This window comes from Pseudomonas sp. D8002, from assembly GCF_013385695.1.
Lineage (GTDB): Bacteria > Pseudomonadota > Gammaproteobacteria > Pseudomonadales > Pseudomonadaceae > Aquipseudomonas.
The window spans coordinates 113833-134533 of record NZ_JACAPM010000026.1 but is presented as its reverse complement, the minus strand read 5'-3'; the positions used below and the strand labels follow the sequence as shown (position 1 = coordinate 134533).

The following is a 20701-nucleotide window of genomic DNA, read 5'->3' as shown; positions in this document are numbered from 1 at the left end:
AGAATGTGTATGTTGAAGATTAATGGCGAGCGCCTGTGGGCCAGCCTGATGGCCATGGCCGAAATCGGCGCCACGGCCCGCGGTGGCAGTTGCCGCCTGGCGTTGAGCGCCGAAGACCAGGCGGGCCGCGCACTGTTCAGCCGCTGGTGTGAAGAGGCCGGGCTGACCCTGAGCGTCGATGCCATCGGCAACCTGTTCGCCCGCCGGGCTGGCACCGACCCTGAAGCTGCGCCGGTGATGATGGGCAGCCACCTCGACACCCAGCCGGAAGGGGGGCGTTTTGATGGCGTCTATGGTGTGCTGGCCGGACTGGAAGTGATCCGCAGCCTCGACGACCACGGCATCAAGACCCGCAAACCGCTGGAAATCGCGGTGTGGACCAACGAGGAGGGCGCCCGGTTTACCCCGGCCATGCTCGGCTCGGCCGTGTTCACCGGCACCTTGGCGTTGGATAACGCGCTGGCCACCCTGGATGTCGCCGGTGTCAGCGTGGCGGATGCGTTGCGCAGCACCGGCTACAACGGCGAGCGCCCCTTGGGTGGCGCGGTGGATGCGTATTTTGAAGCGCACATCGAGCAAGGTCCTATTCTGGAAGACAACGCCAAGAGCATTGGCGTGGTCACCGGTGGGCAGGCGATTCGCTGGCTCGACGTGCGCGTGGAAGGCATGGCCGCCCATGCCGGGACCACGCCGATGCCACTGCGCAAGGACGCCTTGTACGGCGCCGCGCAGATGATCCAGTCGCTGGAAAACCTGGCGGCTGATTTTGCGCCTGAGGGCCTCACGACCGTGGGTGAATTGAGCATCGCCAAGTCGTCGCGCAACACCATTCCCGGCCTGCTGAATTTTACCGTCGACCTGCGCCATCACCGCGACGCCGACATAGAAGCCATGGAGCAACAGGTGCGTGCCCGCTTGCAGGACATCGCCGCCCAACGTGGTCTGAGCGTCACCGTCAGCCCGCACTGGATCAGCCCGGCGACACCGTTTGATGCCGAGTGTGTCGCCTGTGTGCAGTCCGCCGTGGATGCGTTGGGCTATGCCCAGCAATCGATTGTCAGCGGTGCTGGCCATGACGCCATCCACCTGGCGCGGTTCTGCCCCACGGCGATGGTCTTTATCCCGTGTGTGGGCGGCTTGAGTCATAACGAAGCCGAAGATGTGCTGCCCGAGGACGTTCGCCAGGGTACCGATGTATTGCTCAATGCCGTGTTGAAACGTGCCGGCCAGGCTAATTAACGAAACATTTCTGCAAGGTTGAACACGATCAAAATGTAGGAGCTGGCTTGCCTGCGATAGCGGTGGTTCAGGCAACAAATTTGTATCTGAACCACCGCAATCGCAGGCAAGCCAGCTCCTACAGGTCCGGTGTTCAACCGCAGATGTGTGCCCATCAGGAGAAATCCCATGCGTACTTATTTCCACCCCGAACAACTCCTGCACCATCCTCGCAGCTACTACTCCCGTGGCCAGATGCGTACCCCGCAGGAAGTCCCGGAGCGCGCCCGCAATCTGCTGCTGGCCGCGCAAAACCTGGGCTTCGACATCCAGCAACCCCACGACCACGGCCTTGATCCACTGCTGGCTGTGCACGGTGCGGCCTACCTGGCCTTCCTCCAGGAAGCCCACCAGCGCTGGAAAGAAATCCCCGAAGACTGGGGCGACGAAGTCATGTCCAACATCTTCGTGCGCGAGCCCAACGCCCTGCGCGGCATCCTTGCCCAGGCGGCGCGCTACCTCGCCGACGGCAGTTGCCCGATTGGCGAACTCACCTGGCGCTCGGCCTATTGGTCCGCCCAAAGCGCCGTCGCTGCCGCCCGGGACATCCTCGACGGCGCACCCGCGGCCTACGCGCTATGCCGCCCGCCAGGCCACCACGCGCGTTTTGATGCAGCCGGTGGGTTCTGCTATATCAACAACGCGGCGGTTGCGGCGCAGGCGTTGCGCGCTGGCTTCGAGCGCGTCGCCGTACTCGACACCGACATGCACCACGGGCAAGGCATCCAGGAGATTTTCTACGAGCGTGATGACGTGCTGTACGTGTCGATTCACGGCGACCCGACCAACTTCTATCCGGGTGTTGCAGGCTTTGCCGAAGAGCGCGGCGCTGCTGCGGGTGAAGGCTTCAACCTCAACCTGCCGATGGCGCATGGCGCGAGTGAGGCGGTGTTTTTCCAAAAGCTGGAACAGGCATTGAAGGCAGTGAAGGACTTCTCGGCGGACGTGCTGGTGTTGTCGCTGGGGTTCGATATCTACGAGCTGGATCCGCAAAGCAAAGTGGCGGTGACACGGGAAGGATTTGCGCGGCTGGGGGAGTGCATTCGTGGATTGGGGTTGCCGTGTGTGATCGTGCAGGAGGGCGGGTATCACCTGGAAACGCTGGACAGTAATGCTCAGGCGTTTTTTGCAAGTGCGCAGGCGTGGTCAATGTAACCCGCTGAATAAAGCGCCCCGGACTGCCTTGGAAATACATTCAAGGCGCGTCCGCCCCGTGGGCCTTTTACGTCGATAATTTATATCTCTTAACTTCTGGTCGACACCCCTAAAGTCCCGCCCTGACTGGCCGAAACTCTGTCATACGATGTCGTATGCCCATAATGAGAACAATCGCCATGTCGCTCCGCAGCCTGTCCATCGCCCGCCGTGCGGGTCTCGGTTTTGCCTTGATTGCCTTGCTCGTGGCGCTGTTGGGGTTCTTTGCGCTCTCGAACATGGCAAGCATCCGCGAAAGCGCCGTGCAGGTTGAAAGTGGCCTGGTGCCGAAAATGCGCCTGGTCTCGGATATCCGCGAAATCATGCTGCGCATCCGCACTATTTCCCTGCGCATGGCCCTTGATCCCAATCCCGCGAGCCTCTCGCAATACCGTAGCCAGATGGACACCCGCAGCCAGGATCTGACGAAGAAACTGGCCGACCTGAATGCGGTGATTGATACCCCCGAGGTACGCAATCTTTATGATCAGTTCCAGGTCTCCCTGCGTCAGTATCAGCAAGGTCTCACTCAGTCATTCATCCTCGCCGACAAGCAGCAGACCGCCGAGCTGAACAAGTTGCTGCTGGTGGACATGAAGACCGTGGTCGACGGTTCCGGCAATCAGCTCAATGCCCTGGCCGACTATTACAACGCCCAGATAAACCTGCAGGGCCAGACGGCCGAGTTGCAGTACAGCCGCTCGCGCACGATGGTCTTCGGCTTCGTGCTGCTGGCGGCGTTGAGCACCGTGGCCCTGGCCTGGTTGCTGACGCGCAGCATCGTTGGTCCGCTGAGCCACGCGGTGCGCGCCGCAGAAAACGTCGCCCAAGGCGACCTGACCCAGACCGTTGAAGTCACCGGCGATGACGAAGTGACGCGCCTGCTGGTGGCGTTGCAGACCATGCAAGGCAGCCTGCGCAGTACCTTGCAGCTGATTCGCCAGTCGGCCGGGCAGATGGCCGCGTCGGCCACCGACCTCAACGGCATCACCGACCAGAGCAGCCGCAGCCTGCAAAAGCAGACCGCTGAAATCGAGCAAGCCGCCACCGCGGTCAACGAGATGACCTCGGCCGCCGATGAGGTGGCACGTAATGCAGTCTCCACTTCCGAATCCACCCGGCTCTCTAATGAAACGGCCCGCGATGGCCAGCAGCGCGTCGGCGAGACGGTCAGCGCGATTCAGGCGTTGAGTACCAACATCGGTGAAACCTCGAGCCTGGTGCAAAACCTCGCCGATCAATCGCGGGACATCGGCAAGGTGCTCGATGTGATTCGCTCCATCGCCGAGCAGACCAACCTGTTGGCCCTGAACGCCGCCATCGAGGCGGCGCGTGCCGGTGAGTCCGGGCGTGGCTTTGCCGTGGTGGCCGACGAAGTGCGTGCGCTGGCCCATCGCACCCAGCAATCGACCCTGGAAATCGACCAGATGGTCACCGCGATGCGCAGTGGCTCCAGCGAGGCACTGACCTCAATGCAATCGAGCACCCAGCGGGCCAGCGAAACCTTGATCCTGGCCGAAGGCGCCGGTGGAGCCTTGAGCCAGATCACCGACTCCATCGACCAGATTCACCAGCGCAACCTGGTCATCGCCAGCGCCGCCGAGGAGCAGGCGCAAGTGGCCAAGGAAGTGGATCGCAACATCGTCAACATTCGTGACCTGTCCGCGCAATCATCTTCGGGAGCAGGGCAGATCAACGGGTCGAGCCAAGAGCTGGCGCGCTTGGCCGTGTCGCTCAATGAGGCGGTGGCGCGGTTTCAGCTGTAACCGGGTCTAGTCGTGCCACGGATGGCACCAGCTCCAGGATCCGGTCACGACCCCCTTCGGCCACCAGGTACGTTCCCTTCGTCGTACGCACAATCGACTGTGGCGCCTTCAGGAAAGACAGAATCGTCTGCTGGCGTCCTTGCTTGTCGATCAACAACAAACGCGCGCGGTGGGTGGAATCCTCGTTGATCCATAACCCGCGTTCATCGCACATCAGGAAGGTGGGTTTGTTCAATTGGCTCAGTACCACTGGATCGCTACCGTCCTCGGTTAATTCGCGGACCACACCCTTCTTCTTTTCCGTGTAGAGCATGCGCCCATCGGTACAGCGAACGATCGACTCGCCTTCGCTGAGTTGGTCACGCACGACGCTCAAGGTCTTGTCGCTCCAGCGATAGCGCAGTATGCGGGCAGCTACCTTGCGGTCTTCGATGGCGTAAAGGAACTCGCCGTCGTCCCACAGCCCTTGCACGCTGTCGCCCTTGAACAGCTCGGTAACGACGCCGTCCTTGAGGAAACTGACCGGCGCGCCGTCCACTTCCTGGCTGAATACCCAACCGCCTTGAGTGGCGACCATCCCATCCGGTTTGGATAAATTTCCTACCACCTGTTCGCGTTTTCCGTCGGGCAAGATGCGCACGATACTGCCAAGGCTGTTGCTCAATTCCTGGCTGACCATCAGCGAACCGTCAAGCATTGGCATCAGCGACGCAGCCTTTTCCACATTGCGGTGGATCACTTGCACACTCCAGTTATTGGCAGCGCTGACCGGATAGAAACTTTGCCAGGCGAAGAAGCCCAGGGTGGCAAGGCAGAGCAACCCCAGTAGCCACAGACCCAGAAGAAGCGCGCGATAGAGAGGCGCTGGGTTGGAAGTCCTTTTTATTGTGTTATCCATTGAGTGCGCTGCCGGTAGGTAGTCGTGAATAGAAAAGATCTGAATATAAATTAATTGTCGTGGTCACCTGCAAGAGGGCTGCATATCGTGCCCCACCTGAAACGTCTCTGGGAATCACCTGATCCCTCTGGCAAGCCACTGGCGGTATAGCTTACGGGCGACTTCCATTCGCGCGATAAGGATAACCAGCCAGATCATCCCGCCCATCGAGAGCAAGGCGAACCACAGCAGGAGCCCGCGCTGTTCGCTCAAACCGTCGCGCACGTATTTACTGTAGTTTTTATCGATAAAAAATGAGCAGATGACGTCGAGCTTTTCTTCTGGCAGACCGGGAAGGATGAAGGCTTGCAGAGACCCTGATGACCGACATTGCTCAACAGTGAGCCTTGCGTCGGACCATATCCCGAACTTCACGTTTTCTTCGGAGAGGTAGAATGATGGCGACTCCGGAGAGTTTTTCAGTGACACCATCAAATACCCGGATTCAATCAAAGGTGGAGTGATCGCTACGCCTGCCAGCAGCACGATGGCCAACAAGAAACAGCAATTGGTCCTCCACTGCGCGAACCTTCTGGTGATGAAGCTCAAGGCAGTGAAGTCGCTCCAGTCAATGTAGCGCTTCACTCGACCGAAATCGCGTGGGGTGAATCCATTGTTGTACATCCACTCTTCAGCCGAGTCTGCATCCTGCAAGGTGTTTGCAGGAATGTTGAACTCATAGCGGTAGTACTCCAGCTCACGGAGGTCCTTGCGCATGCGTTCGAAACGTTCGGTTTCGAAGTGCGGCTGCCCACCAAAAAAACGCCAAATCCAGTCGCGCAGAAACAACAGAGAGCCGGAGCGTCGGTAGATGAAACAAAGCAGCCACACAACGGCGAGTAGAGTAACGATGCCGCTGAATGCAGGGAAATTTTCAACATACCAAGTCAGCGGTGTGCTTTTGGAGATTGGGGCGGTCATGGCTTAATCCTTAGTCATAACGAGTCGAACGCGCGATTCTAGGCAAACTGGGCAGAGGTGTCTTTGCTTCAGGAAAAACAGGAAGAAGCTGACTTGCACGTAGGAAGCCGGACAGCATCAAGAGGTCATTGAACTGAAACGCTTATACGGTGTGCAGATTCACGTAGACCTGCTGATCAAGGGTTTTGACGGTGCCAGCGAGCGTGTGAAGCTTGATGCCAGTTTTGCGACAATTGACGCCCTAATACCCGAGACCTATGATCAAGCCCAGCTCACTGAGCTGTTAGCAGAGGCAGGATTTTTGTATACGGCAGATACCGGAAAAACCCAGCCTGTTGCTGGGTTTTTTGCATCTGAGCGTTTTTCTCCCGCGACTACCCAACGGCCCACTCGATGATCATCAACTTCGACCTCAACGACCTCCAGGCCTTCCGCGCCGTCGTAGATAAGGGCAGTTTCCGTGCGGCGGCCGAAGCCATCCGTATCTCCCAGCCGGCCCTCAGCCGGCGTATCGAGAAGCTCGAATCCGCCCTCGACGTCAAACTCTTCGAACGCACCACGCGCCGGGTCAGCCTGACTATGGTCGGCCGCGCGTTCCTGCCGCAAGTCGAGCGCATGCTCGATGACCTGGACATCGCCCTGATGGGCATCAGCAACGTCGCCTCGACCCGCATGGGCAATGTCACCATCGCCTGTGTGCCGTCCACCGCGTACTACTTCATGCCCCACGTGATCTCCGAATTCCACAAGCTCTATCCGAAGATTCGCCTGCGGGTCCTGGACGCGAGTGCGGGCGAGGTGTGTGCGGCGGTGGAAAGTGGCGAGGCGGATTTCGGCGTGAGTTTCAGCGGCAGCCTGGCAGACGGGGTGGAGTTCGAGCTGCTGTTGCAGGAGCGTTATGTACTGGCCTGTCGCCGGGAGCATCCGCTGGCGGACCGCGCCAGTGTGACGTGGGCCGAGGCGTACGAGCACGACTACATCACCGTGGACAAGACCTCAGGCAACCGCTTCCTGCTGGACCAGGCCCTGCGCGGCGTGCGGGTGAAGAAACCAAGCATCTGCGAAACCCATCACGTGACGACCATGATCGGGCTGGTGGAGGCGGGGCTTGGGGTGGCGATGGTGCCGTCGATTGCGATGCCGGGCGGCGAACATCCGATTCTGACGAGCGTGCCGCTGGTGGAGCCGGAGGTGGTGCGCAACGTGGGGTTGATCAAGCGCCGCGGGCGTACGTTGACGCCGGCGGCACTGGAACTGGAGCGGTTGACGCGGGAGATGCCGTTCCGGTCAGTGTGAGACCGAATCCAGGCCGGTGGATTGCACCACCGGTTGCGCCTGGGGCGAGGCGAGGAATTGCAGGAGCTTTTTCGCCTGCGCCGGGTGCTGCGCATTTACCGGAATGCCCGCGGCAAAACGGGTGACGGACTGCACGTCTTCGGGGATCTTTCCGACGTAGGTCACGCCTGGAATCGGCAGCAGTTCGGACACCTGTTGCAAGCCCACTTCGTAATCACCCTTGGCCACCTGTGAGGCCACCGGGATGCGTTCGATCATGGTGCCCTTGGACGGCATGCCGAGCTTCTTGAACAGTTCCTTTTCGACGTAGACGCCGCTGGCGCTGTCCGAGTACGCGACGGATTTGGCGTTGGTCAGTACCGTCTTCAGTTCGGCATCGGTGGCAATCGAGGGCTTGGCCGCGCCTTCCCTGACCACCAGGCCGATGCGCGAGTCCGCCAGTTCAACGCGGGACGCCTTGTCGACCTTGCCTTGCTTGATCAGCTCATCCAATGCGTAGCCGACCATGATCACCACGTCGGCGTGTTCGCCACGGGCCAGGCGGTTGGGAATCGCTTCCGGCGCCTTGCCCATCGACGGGCCGAGGATGGTGTCGAGGGTGTCGCCGCTCTGGGTGGCGTATTGCGCACCCAGCACCTTGTAGGCAGCGGTGAAGCCGCCGGAGGTCATGACTTTCAGCTCTTCGGCGTGGGCGACCATCGCCAGGGAACCGATCGCCAGTGCCGCCAGTGTTTTCAGCATGGGGTTCATCAGTGCGACTCCTCAGGCAACTTGCAGACGGGCGCCGGCGCGGCGATACAGCGCGAACGTCGCGCACAGGGCGCACAGCGCGGCGAACATCAGCCAGTAGGCGGGCGATGCCTTGTCGCCCGTCTCGTGGATGAACCAGGTGGAAATCGCCGGGGTAAAACCGCCGAAGATCGCGGTCGCCAGGCTATAGGCCAGGGAGAAGCCCGCCACACGCACTTCCACCGGCATGATCTCGGTCAGGGCCGGGATCATGGCACCGTTGTACATGCCGTAGAGGAAGGAGAACCACAGCAGGGTTTCCAGCATGTGCGCGAAGCTTGGCGCATTGACCACGTAGGAAAGTGCCGGGTAAGCGGTCAGCACAGTCAAAGCGGTCATGGCGATCAGCACCGGCTTGCGGCCAAAACGGTCACTGAGGGTGCCACCGATGGGCAGCCAGATGAAGTTCGACACGGCCACCAGCAGGGTCACCAGCAGGGCGTCGGCGGTGGTCAGGTTGAGTACGGTTTTGCCGAAGGTGGGTGCGTACACGGTGATCAGGTAGAAGGCCGTGGTGGTCATCGCCACCATCATCATGCCGCCGATCACGATGGTCCAGTTCTTCACCAGGGTGGCCAGCACTTCGCGCATGGTCGGGCGATGCTTGCGGTTGGCGAACTCTTCGGTTTCCTGCAGGTTGCGGCGCAGGACGAAGATGAACGGGATGATCACGCAGCCGATGGCGAACGGAATGCGCCAGCCCCAATCGGCAACCACGGCTGGTTCCATCCACTGGTTCAGGCCATAACCCAGGGCGGCCGCGACCACGATGGAGATCTGCTGGCTACCCGATTGCCAACTGGTATAGAAACCCTTGCGGCCCGGGGTGGCCATTTCGGCCAGGTACACCGACACGCCGCCCAGTTCGGCACCGGCCGAGAAACCTTGCAACAGCCGGCCCATCAGCACCAGCAGCGGTGCCCACAAACCAATGGTGTGATAGCCGGGCACCAGCACGATCAGCAGGGTGCCACTGGCCATGATCGCCAGGGTCACGATCAAGCCTTTGCGACGGCCCACATCATCGATGTACGCGCCGAGGATGATAGCCCCCAGCGGACGCATCAAAAAGCCCGCGCCGAACACGGCGAAGGTCATCATTAATGACGCAAATTCATTAGCGGCAGGGAAGAAGGCGGCGGCGATATAGGTGGCATAGAAACCGAACAGAAAGAAGTCGAACTGTTCGAGAAAGTTGCCGGAGGTGACGCGAAAGACCGCGCCGACTTTGGAGCGGGCAGAGTCAGGCCGTGAAGGGTTTTGCATTTTCTTGTGTCTCCAGCGTTCTTTTTAAAGTGCTTGTTTCGCTTAAGACCGCGGATAGTGGCTGACACATTTGGAAATGATAAGTGAGTTGTTTACATGTATTGATGCGTCGTGGTTATCAATTGCCGGATGCACACAAAACCGCTCCCTCATCTATGCTTGCCCAGTGTGTCCAATTCTTACGGATGGGAGGTGGGTATGAGCAACGAACAGAAGCAGCGCGAAGAGTTGGAGCAGGAGCGGGCGAGGAAGCTTCGCGAGGAAGAAAAGCCGCAGACCTGGAAGCATCCGGACGATGGCACCGAGCTGTCGGAGCGCGATCAGGAGCGCCCGCTCAGGCCTTGATGCAGGCATTTCATTGTGGCGAGGGAGCTTGCTGTGGCGAGGGAGCTTGCTCCCGCTGGGCTGCGAAGCGGCCCCAAGATTTTTGGGAGCGCTTCGCACTGGAGCGCCAGCCCGGTCCAGCGGGAGCAAGCTCCCTCGCCACAGTACGATTCACTGAATCGGCGTACACAACTCCACCAGCGTCCCATCCGGGCACCGCACATACGACACCACCTGCCCCCAAGGCTTGGTGCTCGGCGCAGCAAGTTCTGTCGCACCCTCAGCCAGCGCTCTGGCATGAGCCTTTGACACATCCTCGGTAACAAACCCCAACTCCATCCCCAGCGGTTGCCGTGAAGTATGCGCCTCCACATGCCCGCCCTTGAAGTTCATCTCGCCCAACTCATGCGCTGCAAAAGAGAGGGTGGTATCACCGGTATCCAACTCGCCATAGGCCCCCGATTCATGCAGGAAACGGCGACTGAAGCCGAAGGCTTTTTCGAAGAATTGCAGGGATGCAGCGACGTCCGGGACGTAGACGATGGTGTAGGCAAATTTCATGGTTCAGCGGTCCTTGCTGGAGAAAGGGCTCATTAGAGTCAGCGTCGTGCATACCGTCAACGGGAAACTATTTGACATATTTGATTTGTGATCACATATTGGAGCCATAAGAACGACAACACAGGTTTTGACTCATGACAGATGGCCCGCTACTCCTTCCGACCTTGCGCCAGGTGTCCCGCGATACCTTGCAAGACCAGGTCTATCGCCAGATCCGCGAAGCCTTGATGAGTGGTCGTTTCCAGCCCGGCCAGAAACTCACCATCCGCGGCCTCGCCGAAGCCCTCGGCTCCAGCCCCATGCCGGTACGCGAAGCCCTCCAGCGCCTCAGCGCCGAAAACGCCTTTGAAGTCACCGAAACCTCTCGTCTGCGGGTACGCATGATGACGGTCGAACGCCTGCGGGAAATCCGCGATGCGCGGGTCGCCCTGGAAGGTTTGCTGGCAGAAAAGGCCGTATTGCTCCTGGAAAAAGCCGACCTCGACGAAATCTCCGACCTCTGCCAACAGATGCAACAGGCCGCCGACGAAGTCGACGTTTCCCGCTACCTGTGGACCAACTTCGCCTTTCACCGTCGGATCTATGCCGTCGCCCAGGCCGAATTGACCATGGCCGCCGTGGAAAACTTCTGGCTGCACATGGGCCCGTGTTTTGCCCTGGTCGCCCCCGATAAAGCTCACTTGCAACGCTCGATGGAGGCGCATACGCGCATCGTCGAAGCCCTGGCCGCCCGCGATGGCGCCGGTGCCCGCGCGGCCGTGACCGATGACATCATGCAGGCCGCCGATTCCCTGGCGCGCCTGCTCGTCAAGAACGACCGTTCGCGGTCGTCTGTTTCAGGAGGTAAACGTGCATGAGTGTCCTACAGCGGCTGCAGCCCTATCCTGGGTTACGTGTGTTGATTTCCGGCGGGGCTGCCGGCATCGGTGAAGTGTTGGCGGCGGCCTATCTGGAGGCGGGTGCCAAGGTGCATGTGTGTGATGTCAGCGAACCGGCCCTGGCGGCGTTTCGCGACAAGTACCCGGGCACTGTCGCCACCCGTGCCGACGTGAGCGATGCCACGCAGATCGAGGCGGTGTTCCAGGTGCAGCGCGAGCAATTCGGCGGGCTGGACGTGCTGGTCAACAACGCCGGGATTGCCGGGCCCACCGGCGGCATCGACGCCATCAGCGATGCCGAGTGGCAAGCCACGATCAATATCAACCTGACGGCGCAATACCGCTTTGCCCACCACGCGGTGCCGATGCTCAAGGAATCGTCCCACGGCCATCTGCTGCATATCGCCTCGGTCGCCGGGCGCCTCGGCTACGCCTGGCGCACGCCATATGCGGCGACCAAATGGGCCATCGTCGGCCTGATGAAATCCCTGGCCTCGGAGCTGGGCGAAAGCGACATCCGCGTCAACGCCTTGCTGCCCGGCATCGTTGAAGGCCCGCGCATGGACGGCGTGATCCGCGCCCGTGCCGAACAGGTCGGTGTGCCGGAAGCCGAGATGCGCCAGGAATACCTGAACAAGATCTCCCTCAAGCGCATGGTCACCGCCGAAGACGTCGCGGCCATGGCCTTGTTTCTCTGCTCGCCCGCCGCCCGCAATGTCACCGGCCAGGCGATCAGTGTCGACGGTAACGTCGAGTACCTGTAGGCCGCGTCAGCGTTTAGCCAGGGAAGAACACACAAGTTACACCCGGGATTTTTTTCATAAGAATAAAAGTCGGAGAATCGTCATGTCCAAAAATCGTCCTGTGATCATCACCTGCGCCGTCACCGGTGCCATCCATACGCCGTCGATGTCGCCGCATTTGCCGATCACCGCGCAGGAAATTGCCGACGCCGCCATCGGTGCCGCCGAAGCCGGCGCCGCCATTGTCCACCTGCATGCCCGTGATCCCATCGATGGCCGTCCCAGCCAGGACCCCGCGCTGTTCGCCGAATTCCTGCCGCACATCAAGGCCGCCAGCGACGTGGTGATCAATATCACCACCGGCGGCGCACCGACCATGGGCGTCGAAGAACGTCTGCAACCGGTGATGCAGTTCAAGCCGGAACTGGCCTCGCTGAACATGGGCTCGATGAACTTCGGCCTGTACGAAATGCTCAACCGCTTCACCGAGTTCAAGCATGACTGGGAGCGTCCGTACCTGGAAGAAAGCGACGACCGGATCTTTCGCAATACCTTCCGCGACATTACCCACATCCTCAATTCCTGCGCCGAGAACCGCACCCGTTTTGAAATCGAGTGCTACGACATCGGCCACCTGTACACCGCCGCCCATTTCCTGGAGCGCGGCCTGCTGAAACCACCGTTGTTTATCCAGTCGGTATTCGGTTTGCGCGGCGGCATCGGCGGGCACCCGGAAGACCTGGCCCATATGCGCCGCACCGCCGACCGCCTGTTTGGCGACGACTACGTGTGGTCGATCCTCGGCGCCGGCCGTGGGCAAATTCCGCTGGCCACCATGGGCCTGTCCATGGGCAGCAACGCCCGGGTCGGCCTGGAGGATTCGCTGTGGGATGGCCCGGGCAAACTGGCCGCGTCCAACGCCGACCAGGTACGGCGCATTCGCACAGTGATCGAAGCCCTCGGCCACCGCGTCGCCACGCCGGATGAAGCGCGGGAAATCCTCGGGCTCAAGGGGCGCGACCAGGTCAATTTCTAAGTGACAAACCGGCCGCGTCACGGCGCGGCCATGCCCATCCCGCACAACAACAAAAAAGGGGATAACACCATGCGTATCGAAGTGCTTGTGGACGTGAAGACCACCCTGGGCGAAGGCCCGGTGTGGGACGTCGAACAACAACGGTTGTACTGGATCGACAGCGCCGACGGCCGGATCCTGCGCTGCACCGAAGATGGCCGCGAACTGCGGGCCTGGGATGTGGGTCAGAAAATCGGCTCCATGGCCCTGCGCCATAGCGGCGAGCAAGCCATCGTCGCCCTGCAAAACGGCGTGCACCTCCTCGACCTCAGCAGCGGCGAACTGGCCCTGGTGATCGACCCGGAACCCGCACTGCCCAACAACCGCCTCAACGACGGCAAGGTCGATCGCCAGGGGCGCTTTGTCTTCGGCTCCATGGACACCCTGGAAGACAGCGCCAGCGCCAAGCTCTACCGCCTCGACGCGGACCTGAGCCTGCACACCCTGGACGAAGGCATCATCGTGTCCAACGGCCCGTGCTGGAGCCCGGCGGGCGATACGTTCTACTTTTGCGACACCTGGTCCGGCGAGATCTGGGCCTATGACTACGACCCTGCCAGCGGCGCGGTGAGCAATCGACGCACCTTCGCCAAGGTCGATACCAGCGGCGGTGGCGCTGCCGACGGCTGCACCGTGGATGCCGAAGGCTGCCTGTGGCAGGCGCTGGTCTACGCCGGAAAACTGGTGCGCTACACCCCCGACGGCCAGGTCGACCGGATCATCCAGATGCCGGTGAAAAAGGTCACCAGCCTGACCTTTGGCGGGCCGAACCTGGACACCCTGTTTGTCACCTCCATGGCCAAGCCACCGTTGCCGCGTTTCCCGGCCGACGGTCAGCAGCGCGGGGCGCTTTTTGCGATCACCGGGCTGGGCGTGCAAGGAATAGCCGAGCGACGGTTCGCCAGCTAGCGCGTTTTTTTCAACAAGGCACTTTCCTTTCGCAACCTTGTGTCAGTGCGCGCCCTCGCGCGCCTGGAGAAACCCATGGCAACCTTGAAAAAAGCCTCGCTGCGCAGTATTCACCGGCACTCCTGGGTGTCGCTGCTGGTGTGCTGGATGATCTGGATCCTCAACGCCTACGACCGTGAGATCGTGCTGCGCCTGGGGCCGACCATCTCCAAGCATTTCGATTTGTCGGCCGACCAGTGGGGCACGATGGCCACGGTGATCATGCTGGCCCTGGCCCTGCTGGATATCCCCGGCTCGATGTGGAGTGACCGCTACGGCGGTGGCTGGAAACGTGCGCGGTTCCAGGTGCCGCTGGTGCTGGGCTACACGGCTATTTCGTTCCTCTCTGGGTTCAAGGCCCTGAGCGGCAACCTCGCGACCTTTATCGCGCTGCGGGTTGGCGTCAACCTCGGCGCAGGCTGGGGCGAGCCGGTGGGCGTGAGCAACACCGCCGAATGGTGGCCGGTGGAGCGTCGTGGTTTTGCCCTTGGCGCGCACCACACCGGTTACCCGATCGGCGCCATGCTCAGTGGCATCGTCGCCAGCTTTGTCATCAGCACCTTCGGTGAAGACAACTGGCGCTACGTGTTCTTCTTCGCGTTCGTGGTGGCGTTGCCGCTGATGATTTTCTGGGCGCGGTATTCCACCGCCGAACGCATCACCGCGCTGTACGTCGACATCGCCGCCAAGGGCATGACCCCGCCGGACAACGCACCGGCCAGCCAAGTGAAGGGCCACGCCTGGCGCACCTTTATCGCCACGTTGCGCAACCGCAATATCGCCCTGACGGCGGGTAATACGATGCTGACCCAAGTGGTGTACATGGGCGTCAACATCGTGCTGCCGGCCTACCTGTACAACATCGCCGGGCTGTCCCTGGCCGAGTCGGCGGGGATGAGCGTGGTGTTCACCTTGACCGGGATTCTCGGGCAACTGGTGTGGCCGTCGCTGTCGGACATCATTGGCCGGCGCGTCACCCTGATCATCTGCGGGGTGTGGATGGCCGCCAGTGTCGGTGCGTTCTACTTCGCCAACACCCTGACCCTGATCATCGTCGTGCAACTGCTGTTCGGCCTGGTGGCCAACGCGGTGTGGCCGATCTACTACGCGGTGGCCTGCGACTCGGCCGAGCCGTCGGCGACCTCCACCGCCAACGGCATCATCACCACCGCGATGTTTATCGGTGGCGGCCTGGCGCCGGTGCTGATGGGCAGCCTGATTGCCATGGGCGGCGGCTGGACCACCTTGCACGGCTACACGGTGTGCTTCTTCGTGATGGCCGGCTGTGCCCTGGGCGGGGCGCTGCTGCAACTGTTTTCCCATCGCCCGCCGGCGCTGGTTGCGCAACTCGAACCCTAGAACAACACCGATGCGTCCCCCAGCCGTTGCGCTGGCGGGGCGCCAAGAGGAATTGCCCGATGAAGACTGCCAACACCGCCCGTGAACCACGGGAGTTGAACAAACTGATGTTCGTCAAGCTGATGCCCTTGCTGATCATCGCCTACGTGCTGAGCTTCCTGGACCGCACCAACATCGCCCTGGCCAAGCACCACCTGGACGTTGACCTGGGGATTTCAGCAGCGGCCTATGGCCTGGGCGCCGGGCTGTTTTTCCTGACCTATGCGCTGTCGGAGATCCCCAGCAACCTGATCATGCACAAGGTCGGCGCGCGGTTCTGGATCGCCCGGATCATGGTGACCTGGGGCCTGATTTCGGCGGCCATGGCGTTCGTCCAGGGCGAGACCTCGTTCTATATCCTGCGCCTGCTGCTGGGCATTGCCGAAGCCGGCCTGTTTCCCGGGGTGATGCTGTACCTCACCTACTGGTTCAACCGCGAGCAACGGGCGCGGGCTACCGGGTATTTCCTGCTCGGCGTGTGTTTTGCCAACATCATCGGTGGCCCGGTGGGCGCGGCGTTGATGCGCATGGACGGGCTGCTCGGCTGGCACGGCTGGCAGTGGATGTTCCTGCTCGAAGGGCTGCCGGCAGTCGCGTTTGCCTGGGTGGTGTGGTGCAAGTTGCCGGACCGTCCGAGCAAGGCGCCATGGCTCTCGGCCGCAGAGGCGCGCGGGATTGAACAGCGCATCGCGATGGAGACCGAAGAGGGCGCAGGCGAGGGCGGGCATTCCCTGAAGAACTGGCTGACACCGCAGATCCTGCTGGCGATCTTTGTGTATTTTTGCCATCAGATCACCATCTACACCGTGATCTTTTTCCTGCCGAGCATCATCAGCAAATACGGTGAATTGAGCACCATGAGCGTCGGCTTGCTGACCTCATTGCCGTGGATTGCCGCAGCGGCCGGCGCTGTGCTGCTGCCGCGCTTTGCGACCACGCCCACCCGTGCCCGGCGGCTGTTGATTACCGGTTTGCTGACCATGGCGTTGGGGCTGGGGATTGCCTCGGTGTCGGGGCCGGTGTTCAGCCTGCTGGGCTTTTGTGTGTCGGCGGTGATGTTCTTTGTGGTGCAGTCGATCATCTTTCTCTACCCGGCCTCGCGCCTCAAGGGCGTGGCGCTGGCGGGCGGGCTGGGCTTCGTCAATGCCTGCGGATTGCTCGGCGGGTTTGTCGGGCCGTCGGTGATGGGCGCGATCGAGATGAGCACCGGCAATGCCACGAATGGCTTGAAAGTGATTGCCGTGGTGCTGGTGGTGGCCGCGTTGGCCGCCTTGCGTTTGCGTCAGGGGCAGGAGCAGGAGCCCGGTCACACCAGCAACGAGGTAGGAAACCCCGAAGCCAGCACCAGGTAAGCCACGACTGCCGCCAGGCACAAACCGACAAATACCCGTAACAGTGTCCTGGCGGTGGGATGAGCGATGAATTTGATGGCCCAGAGCAAAATCCCGGCAACCAGGACGCTCAAGGCAGAAATGACCAGCACGATGGTGTTCTCGCAAGCCTTGGAAGCTGCTTTATAGTCCCAAAGGCCCGTGTTGAACAGTGTGCGCATAGACGCAGGGCCCCGGGTGTTTCTAAACTGCGACTTATCCAGGGCAGTGGGGCGGTCGCCGATGAATCGCAATGAATTACGCAAGGCCGACATCAATTTGATGGTGGTCTTTGAAACCTTGATGCTCGAGCGCAATGTCACCCGGGTGGCGGAGAAGCTGTTTCTCGGCCAACCCACCATCAGTTCGGCCCTCAATCGCCTGCGCACACTGTTCAATGACCCGCTGTTTATTCGCGTCGGCCATCGCATGGAACCCACCGCGCGGGCCGAGGAAATCATCAAGCACCTGTCGCCGGCCCTCGATTCCTTGTCGTCGGCCTTGAGCCTGACCCACGATTTCGACCCCTCCATCAGCACCATGACCTTTCGCATCGGCCTGTCCGATGACGTCGAGTTCGGCCTGCTGCCGCCGCTGCTGCGCGCCTTGCGCCAGGAAGCGCCGCAGGTGGTGTTCGTGGTGCAGCATGTGGATTACTGGCGCATCCCGGACCTGCTGGGTTCCGGGGATATCACCGTCGGCATCACCCAGACCCGCGGCCTGCCGGCCAATGCCAAGCGCAAATTATTGCGGCATATCCGCCCGTGCCTGCTGCGGGCGGATGCCTCGGACAAACCCCTGACCCTCGACGAATATTGCGCACGGCCCCATGTGCTGGTGTCCCACACCGCCAACGTGTCCGGGTTTGCCGATGAGTGGCTGGCGGAAATCGGTCGCAAGCGCCACGTGGTGCTCTCGGTGCCGCAATACAGCGCATTGCCGGCGCTGCTCGCCGGCACCGACATGATCGCCAGCCTGCCGGATTACACCGCCCAGGCCATGGCCGCCGGAGGCAATCTGTTCTGTGAACCGTTCCCGTTCGAAACCCCGACCCTGGACTTGTCGATGGTCTGGCTCAGCCACGTTGACACCGATCCGGCGGAGCGCTGGATGCGTTCGCGGCTGGAGGCGTTCATGAGCGAGCGGGACATGCTGCCGGTGGTCGCACCCAAATCTTGAGATAAAACCTTCAGGGAGATCCAGGCATGTCCCCATCCCGTTCCTTGCTGCGTGGGCGCGGCAGTCATGACAGCGGCAAGGTTGGCATGGTCGAGCTGTTTTTCGACCTGGTGTTCGTGTTTGCCGTGACCCAGTTGTCCCATTCGCTGCTCGCCCACTTGTCCATCGGCGGTGCCGTGCAGGTGGCGTTGATGATGGTCGCGGTGTGGTGGGTGTGGATCTTCACTTCGTGGGTCACCAACTGGCTGGACCCGGAAAAAATCCCGATCCGCATCGGCCTGTTCGGGTTGATGGTGGCGGGCCTGTTGCTGTCCTCGTCGATCCCCAAGGCGTTTACCGATCGCGGGCTGTTGTTCGCCGGCGCCTATGTGTTCATGCAGGTAGGACGCACGCTGTTTGCGTTGTGGGCGGTGCGCGGCGAGTCGCTGAACATGACCCGCAATTTCCAGCGGATCCTGGCGTGGATGCTGTTTTCCGGGGTGTTCTGGATCACCGGTGCGCTGCTCGAAGGCGAGCAGCGCCTGGCCTTCTGGGCCCTGGCGCTGTTGATCGAGTTGATTTCCCCGTCGGTGTATTTCTGGGTGCCCGGGCTTGGGCCCTCGACGCTTGCGGACTGGAATGTGGAAGGCAACCACATGGCCGAACGCTGCGGCCTGTTTGTGATCATCGCCCTCGGTGAGTCGTTGCTGGTGACCGGCGCGACCTTCGCCGAACTGCCCTGGAGCGTGGACGGGCTGGCGGCATTCCTGGTGGCAGTGGTGGGCAGCATCGCCCTGTGGTGGATCTATTTCGACAGCGGCGCCGAGCGCGCCCACCATCGCATTGCCAGCTCTGCCGACCCGGGCCGTCAGGCGCGGATCGCCTACACCTACCTGCATGTATTGATCGTCGCCGGGATTATCGTCAGCGCCGTGGCCGACGAACTGGTGCTGGTGCATCCGGGGCATGCCAGCCAGGCGGGCGTGGTGGCGATCATCGCCGGCCCGTGGTTGTTCCTGCTGGGCAGTGCGCTGTTCAAGTGGGTGATGAGCGACCGGCCGTTGCCACCGTTTTCGCACCTGGGCGGCTTGCTGATGTTACTGGTGTTGCTGCCGCTGGGATTGCAGCAGGTGTTTTCGGCGTTGGTACTGGGGGCGTTGACGTCGGCGGTGTTGGTGATCGTGGCGATCTGGGAAAATCGCTCGCTGCACAGCCTGACCGAAGTTTCACACTGAAAGCGGTCTGATTCCGCCCGGCCCCGTGCTATATGTATGACTCTTTTCCTACAACAACTCGGAGCCTTTCATGCCGCATCTGCATCTGGAATACACCGCCAATCTCACAGAGCTGGCCGTTGAGAAAACCTTGTTGCGGCTCAACAACGTGCTGATGGCGTCCGGGCAGTTCGGTTCCGAGTTCGATATCAAAAGCCGCGCGCTGAAGGTGGAGACATTCCAGGTTGGCACGTCCATCAGCCCGCGCGCTTTTATCGCGGTCAAGCTGTCGCTGCTTAGCGGGCGTTCACCGCAGGTCAAGAAGCAATTGTCGGAAAGCCTGTTGGCGGCGCTGCAGGACCTGGGCGATTGGCCTGCAGACCTGCAGGTGCAGCTCAGTGTCTTGCTGGTCGATATGGATCGCGAGTCCTACAGCAAAGTCACCATCGGCTGACGGGCAATACTCTGAGGCGAGGGAGCTTGCTCCCGCTGGACCGGGCTGGCGCTCCAGTGCGAAGCGCTCCCAAAATTCTTGGGGCCGCTACGCAGCCCAGCGGGAGCAAGCTCCCTCGCCACAGGGGGTCATAATAACCCCTGATCCGCACACACCTTCACCACCTGCTCCCTGAACCACGTGTTGGCGCTGTCCTGCGCGCTGTGTTCATTCCACTGCATATCCAGGGTAAACCCCGGCAAACCGTTCGGCGCTTCGCAATGGCCGAACACGGTCGTGTCTGCCAGCAGCTTCAGCACTCGACGGGGCAAGGTGACGATAAAGTCAGTGCCGGTGATCATCTTCAGCGCCGCGCTGTAGCTGTTGGCGCGGGCGATCACCTGGCGCTTGTGGGACTGGCGCGCCAGCCAGCCGTCGATCATGTTGGTGTCGGAACTCCAGGGCGTGGGGAACACATGGCGCCGGGCGACGAAGGATTGCAGGCTGAACGCCGGTTCCCGGGGCGCCGAGTGTTTGTCGAACACGCACACCAGGTCGTCCTCCAGCAGCATCTGGGTCTTGATGTCCTTGTGCTCGCGATGAAAGTGCGGCCCGAAGCAAATCACCAGGTCCAGACGCCCGTCGCGCAAGGCGTCGGCCGGGACCTCGGTTTCGAGCTTCTGCACGTTGACGATCACCGGCAGGTCGGCGCGGTCGAAGTTTTTCAGCAGGCGCGGCAGGATCAACTGTTCGAAGTATTCGGGGGCGCAGACGTTGAAGGTCACAGCCTTCTGGGTGGGGTCGAACGTTTGGCTGCCGGCATGGCACAGGTTGATGCTTTCGAGGATTTTCTGCACATGCCCGTACATGGTGGCGGCTTTGTACGTAGGACGCATGCCCGCCCGGGTGTTGATAAACAACTCGTCTTCGAAGCTGGTGCGCAGCTTCTTCAGGCTGTAGCTCACGGTGGACTGGCTGACGAACAGGGTTTCGGAAACCTCGGTGACGCTGCTTTGGTCGTAAACAGCGACAAACACCATCAGGTCCTGCATATCGAGCTTTCTAAGCAAGTTGCTGTTTAGCATCCGTTCCGTCCGCAAGCGCTTTGTACCGAACTCGGTACAAGACAATACAAAATGTTAACGGAACGCT

The 20701-nt window shown here is 61.2% G+C and carries 22 protein-coding genes and 1 pseudogene; 16 read left to right on the top strand and 7 right to left on the bottom strand.

Annotated features, from left to right (window positions below):
• Positions 1-9 precede the first annotated feature (9 nt).
• The 4 genes and pseudogenes from HX807_RS15700 to HX807_RS31950 all read left to right on the top strand — a co-directional run bounded on the left by HX807_RS15700 (position 10) and on the right by HX807_RS31950 (position 4238).
• Positions 10-1239, top strand: a complete 1230-nt coding sequence (locus tag HX807_RS15700; protein WP_177050417.1) for a Zn-dependent hydrolase — start codon at positions 10-12, stop codon at positions 1237-1239.
• A 168-nt stretch (positions 1240-1407) separates the two neighbouring features.
• Positions 1408-2433: a histone deacetylase family protein gene (locus HX807_RS15695; RefSeq protein WP_102604241.1), complete on the top strand. Its 1026-nt coding sequence runs from the start codon at positions 1408-1410 to the stop codon at positions 2431-2433.
• A 155-nt stretch (positions 2434-2588) separates the two neighbouring features.
• Positions 2589-3380, top strand: a pseudogene (locus HX807_RS31955) (MCP four helix bundle domain-containing protein); the annotation flags it as partial.
• Positions 3375-4238, top strand: a complete 864-nt coding sequence (locus HX807_RS31950) for a methyl-accepting chemotaxis protein (protein ID WP_371316151.1) — start codon at positions 3375-3377, stop codon at positions 4236-4238. The pseudogene HX807_RS31955 and the gene HX807_RS31950, both read left to right, overlap by 6 nt.
• Here the strand turns inward: HX807_RS31950 and HX807_RS15685 are convergent.
• Together HX807_RS15685 and HX807_RS15680 are read right to left on the bottom strand one after the other, a co-directional pair.
• Positions 4207-5058 (bottom strand): hypothetical protein, encoded by an 852-nt coding sequence (locus tag HX807_RS15685; RefSeq protein ID WP_003211926.1) that lies wholly within the window; start codon positions 5056-5058, stop codon positions 4207-4209. The genes HX807_RS31950 and HX807_RS15685 overlap by 32 nt on opposite strands.
• 192 nt (positions 5059-5250) lie before the next feature.
• The gene (locus tag HX807_RS15680; RefSeq protein ID WP_003211924.1) at positions 5251-6096 is read right to left on the bottom strand and encodes a DUF6216 family protein; all 846 of its coding nucleotides are present in this window, start codon (positions 6094-6096) and stop codon (positions 5251-5253) included.
• 151 nt (positions 6097-6247) lie between these two features.
• On the opposite strand from HX807_RS15680, the gene HX807_RS31690 reads away from it, so the two are divergent.
• Positions 6248-6493 (top strand): hypothetical protein, encoded by a 246-nt coding sequence (locus HX807_RS31690; protein ID WP_008437880.1) that lies wholly within the window; start codon positions 6248-6250, stop codon positions 6491-6493.
• On the top strand, positions 6490-7392 hold the full coding sequence (locus tag HX807_RS15670) for a LysR family transcriptional regulator (protein WP_008437881.1): 903 nt from the start codon (positions 6490-6492) through the stop codon (positions 7390-7392). Before HX807_RS31690 ends, HX807_RS15670 begins: the two co-directional genes overlap by 4 nt.
• Here the strand turns inward: HX807_RS15670 and HX807_RS15665 are convergent.
• Positions 7384-8142 carry a substrate-binding domain-containing protein gene (locus HX807_RS15665; protein WP_003211919.1) on the bottom strand — a complete coding sequence of 253 codons (759 nt, stop codon included), beginning with the start codon at positions 8140-8142 and terminating at the stop codon, positions 7384-7386. The two genes, HX807_RS15670 and HX807_RS15665, sit on opposite strands and share 9 nt — an antisense overlap.
• A 12-nt stretch (positions 8143-8154) precedes the next feature.
• On the bottom strand, positions 8155-9447 hold the full coding sequence (locus HX807_RS15660; RefSeq protein WP_177050415.1) for an MFS transporter: 1293 nt from the start codon (positions 9445-9447) through the stop codon (positions 8155-8157).
• Between the two features lie 198 nt (positions 9448-9645).
• Between HX807_RS15660 and HX807_RS15655 the strand changes: the two genes are divergently transcribed.
• Entirely contained in the window at positions 9646-9792 is a 147-nt protein-coding gene (locus tag HX807_RS15655; RefSeq protein ID WP_003211914.1) for a hypothetical protein, read from the top strand.
• A 150-nt stretch (positions 9793-9942) separates the two neighbouring features.
• On the opposite strand, the gene HX807_RS15650 is transcribed toward HX807_RS15655, so the two are convergent.
• Positions 9943-10332, bottom strand: coding sequence for a VOC family protein (locus tag HX807_RS15650; RefSeq protein WP_177050413.1), 390 nt, complete (start codon positions 10330-10332; stop codon positions 9943-9945).
• 134 nt (positions 10333-10466) lie between these two features.
• Here HX807_RS15650 and HX807_RS15645 point away from each other — a divergent pair, with 134 nt between their 5' ends.
• The 6 genes from HX807_RS15645 to HX807_RS15620 all read left to right on the top strand — a co-directional run bounded on the left by HX807_RS15645 (position 10467) and on the right by HX807_RS15620 (position 16726).
• Positions 10467-11189, top strand: coding sequence for a GntR family transcriptional regulator (locus HX807_RS15645; protein WP_003211913.1), 723 nt, complete (start codon positions 10467-10469; stop codon positions 11187-11189).
• Positions 11186-11974, top strand: a complete 789-nt coding sequence (locus HX807_RS15640) for an SDR family oxidoreductase (protein WP_008437903.1) — start codon at positions 11186-11188, stop codon at positions 11972-11974. The genes HX807_RS15645 and HX807_RS15640 overlap by 4 nt, the downstream gene beginning before the upstream one ends.
• A gap of 82 nt (positions 11975-12056) precedes the next feature.
• Positions 12057-12989 (top strand): 3-keto-5-aminohexanoate cleavage protein, encoded by a 933-nt coding sequence (locus HX807_RS15635; RefSeq protein ID WP_003211908.1) that lies wholly within the window; start codon positions 12057-12059, stop codon positions 12987-12989.
• A gap of 69 nt (positions 12990-13058) precedes the next feature.
• Positions 13059-13937, top strand: a complete 879-nt coding sequence (locus HX807_RS15630) for an SMP-30/gluconolactonase/LRE family protein (RefSeq protein ID WP_177050411.1) — start codon at positions 13059-13061, stop codon at positions 13935-13937.
• Between the two features lie 75 nt (positions 13938-14012).
• Positions 14013-15335 (top strand): MFS transporter, encoded by a 1323-nt coding sequence (locus HX807_RS15625; protein WP_003211904.1) that lies wholly within the window; start codon positions 14013-14015, stop codon positions 15333-15335.
• A gap of 59 nt (positions 15336-15394) precedes the next feature.
• Entirely contained in the window at positions 15395-16726 is a 1332-nt protein-coding gene (locus tag HX807_RS15620) for an MFS transporter (RefSeq protein WP_087692587.1), read from the top strand.
• Here HX807_RS15620 and HX807_RS15615 read toward each other — a convergent pair.
• Complete coding sequence (locus HX807_RS15615; RefSeq protein WP_162835185.1) at positions 16681-16857, bottom strand: hypothetical protein; 177 nt, start codon at positions 16855-16857, stop codon at positions 16681-16683. The genes HX807_RS15620 and HX807_RS15615 overlap by 46 nt on opposite strands.
• Positions 16858-16987: 130 nt before the next feature.
• Between HX807_RS15615 and HX807_RS15610 the strand changes: the two genes are divergently transcribed.
• From HX807_RS15610 to HX807_RS15600, 3 genes are all read left to right on the top strand, one after another.
• Positions 16988-17923 carry a LysR substrate-binding domain-containing protein gene (locus HX807_RS15610; protein ID WP_003211897.1) on the top strand — a complete coding sequence of 312 codons (936 nt, stop codon included), beginning with the start codon at positions 16988-16990 and terminating at the stop codon, positions 17921-17923.
• Between the two features lie 26 nt (positions 17924-17949).
• Positions 17950-19137 carry a low temperature requirement protein A gene (locus tag HX807_RS15605; protein WP_177050409.1) on the top strand — a complete coding sequence of 396 codons (1188 nt, stop codon included), beginning with the start codon at positions 17950-17952 and terminating at the stop codon, positions 19135-19137.
• A 70-nt stretch (positions 19138-19207) separates the two neighbouring features.
• Positions 19208-19570 (top strand): 5-carboxymethyl-2-hydroxymuconate Delta-isomerase, encoded by a 363-nt coding sequence (locus HX807_RS15600; RefSeq protein WP_102368307.1) that lies wholly within the window; start codon positions 19208-19210, stop codon positions 19568-19570.
• Between the two features lie 128 nt (positions 19571-19698).
• On the opposite strand, the gene HX807_RS15595 is transcribed toward HX807_RS15600, so the two are convergent.
• On the bottom strand, positions 19699-20634 hold the full coding sequence (locus HX807_RS15595; RefSeq protein WP_023659100.1) for a LysR family transcriptional regulator: 936 nt from the start codon (positions 20632-20634) through the stop codon (positions 19699-19701).
• Positions 20635-20701 lie beyond the last annotated feature (67 nt).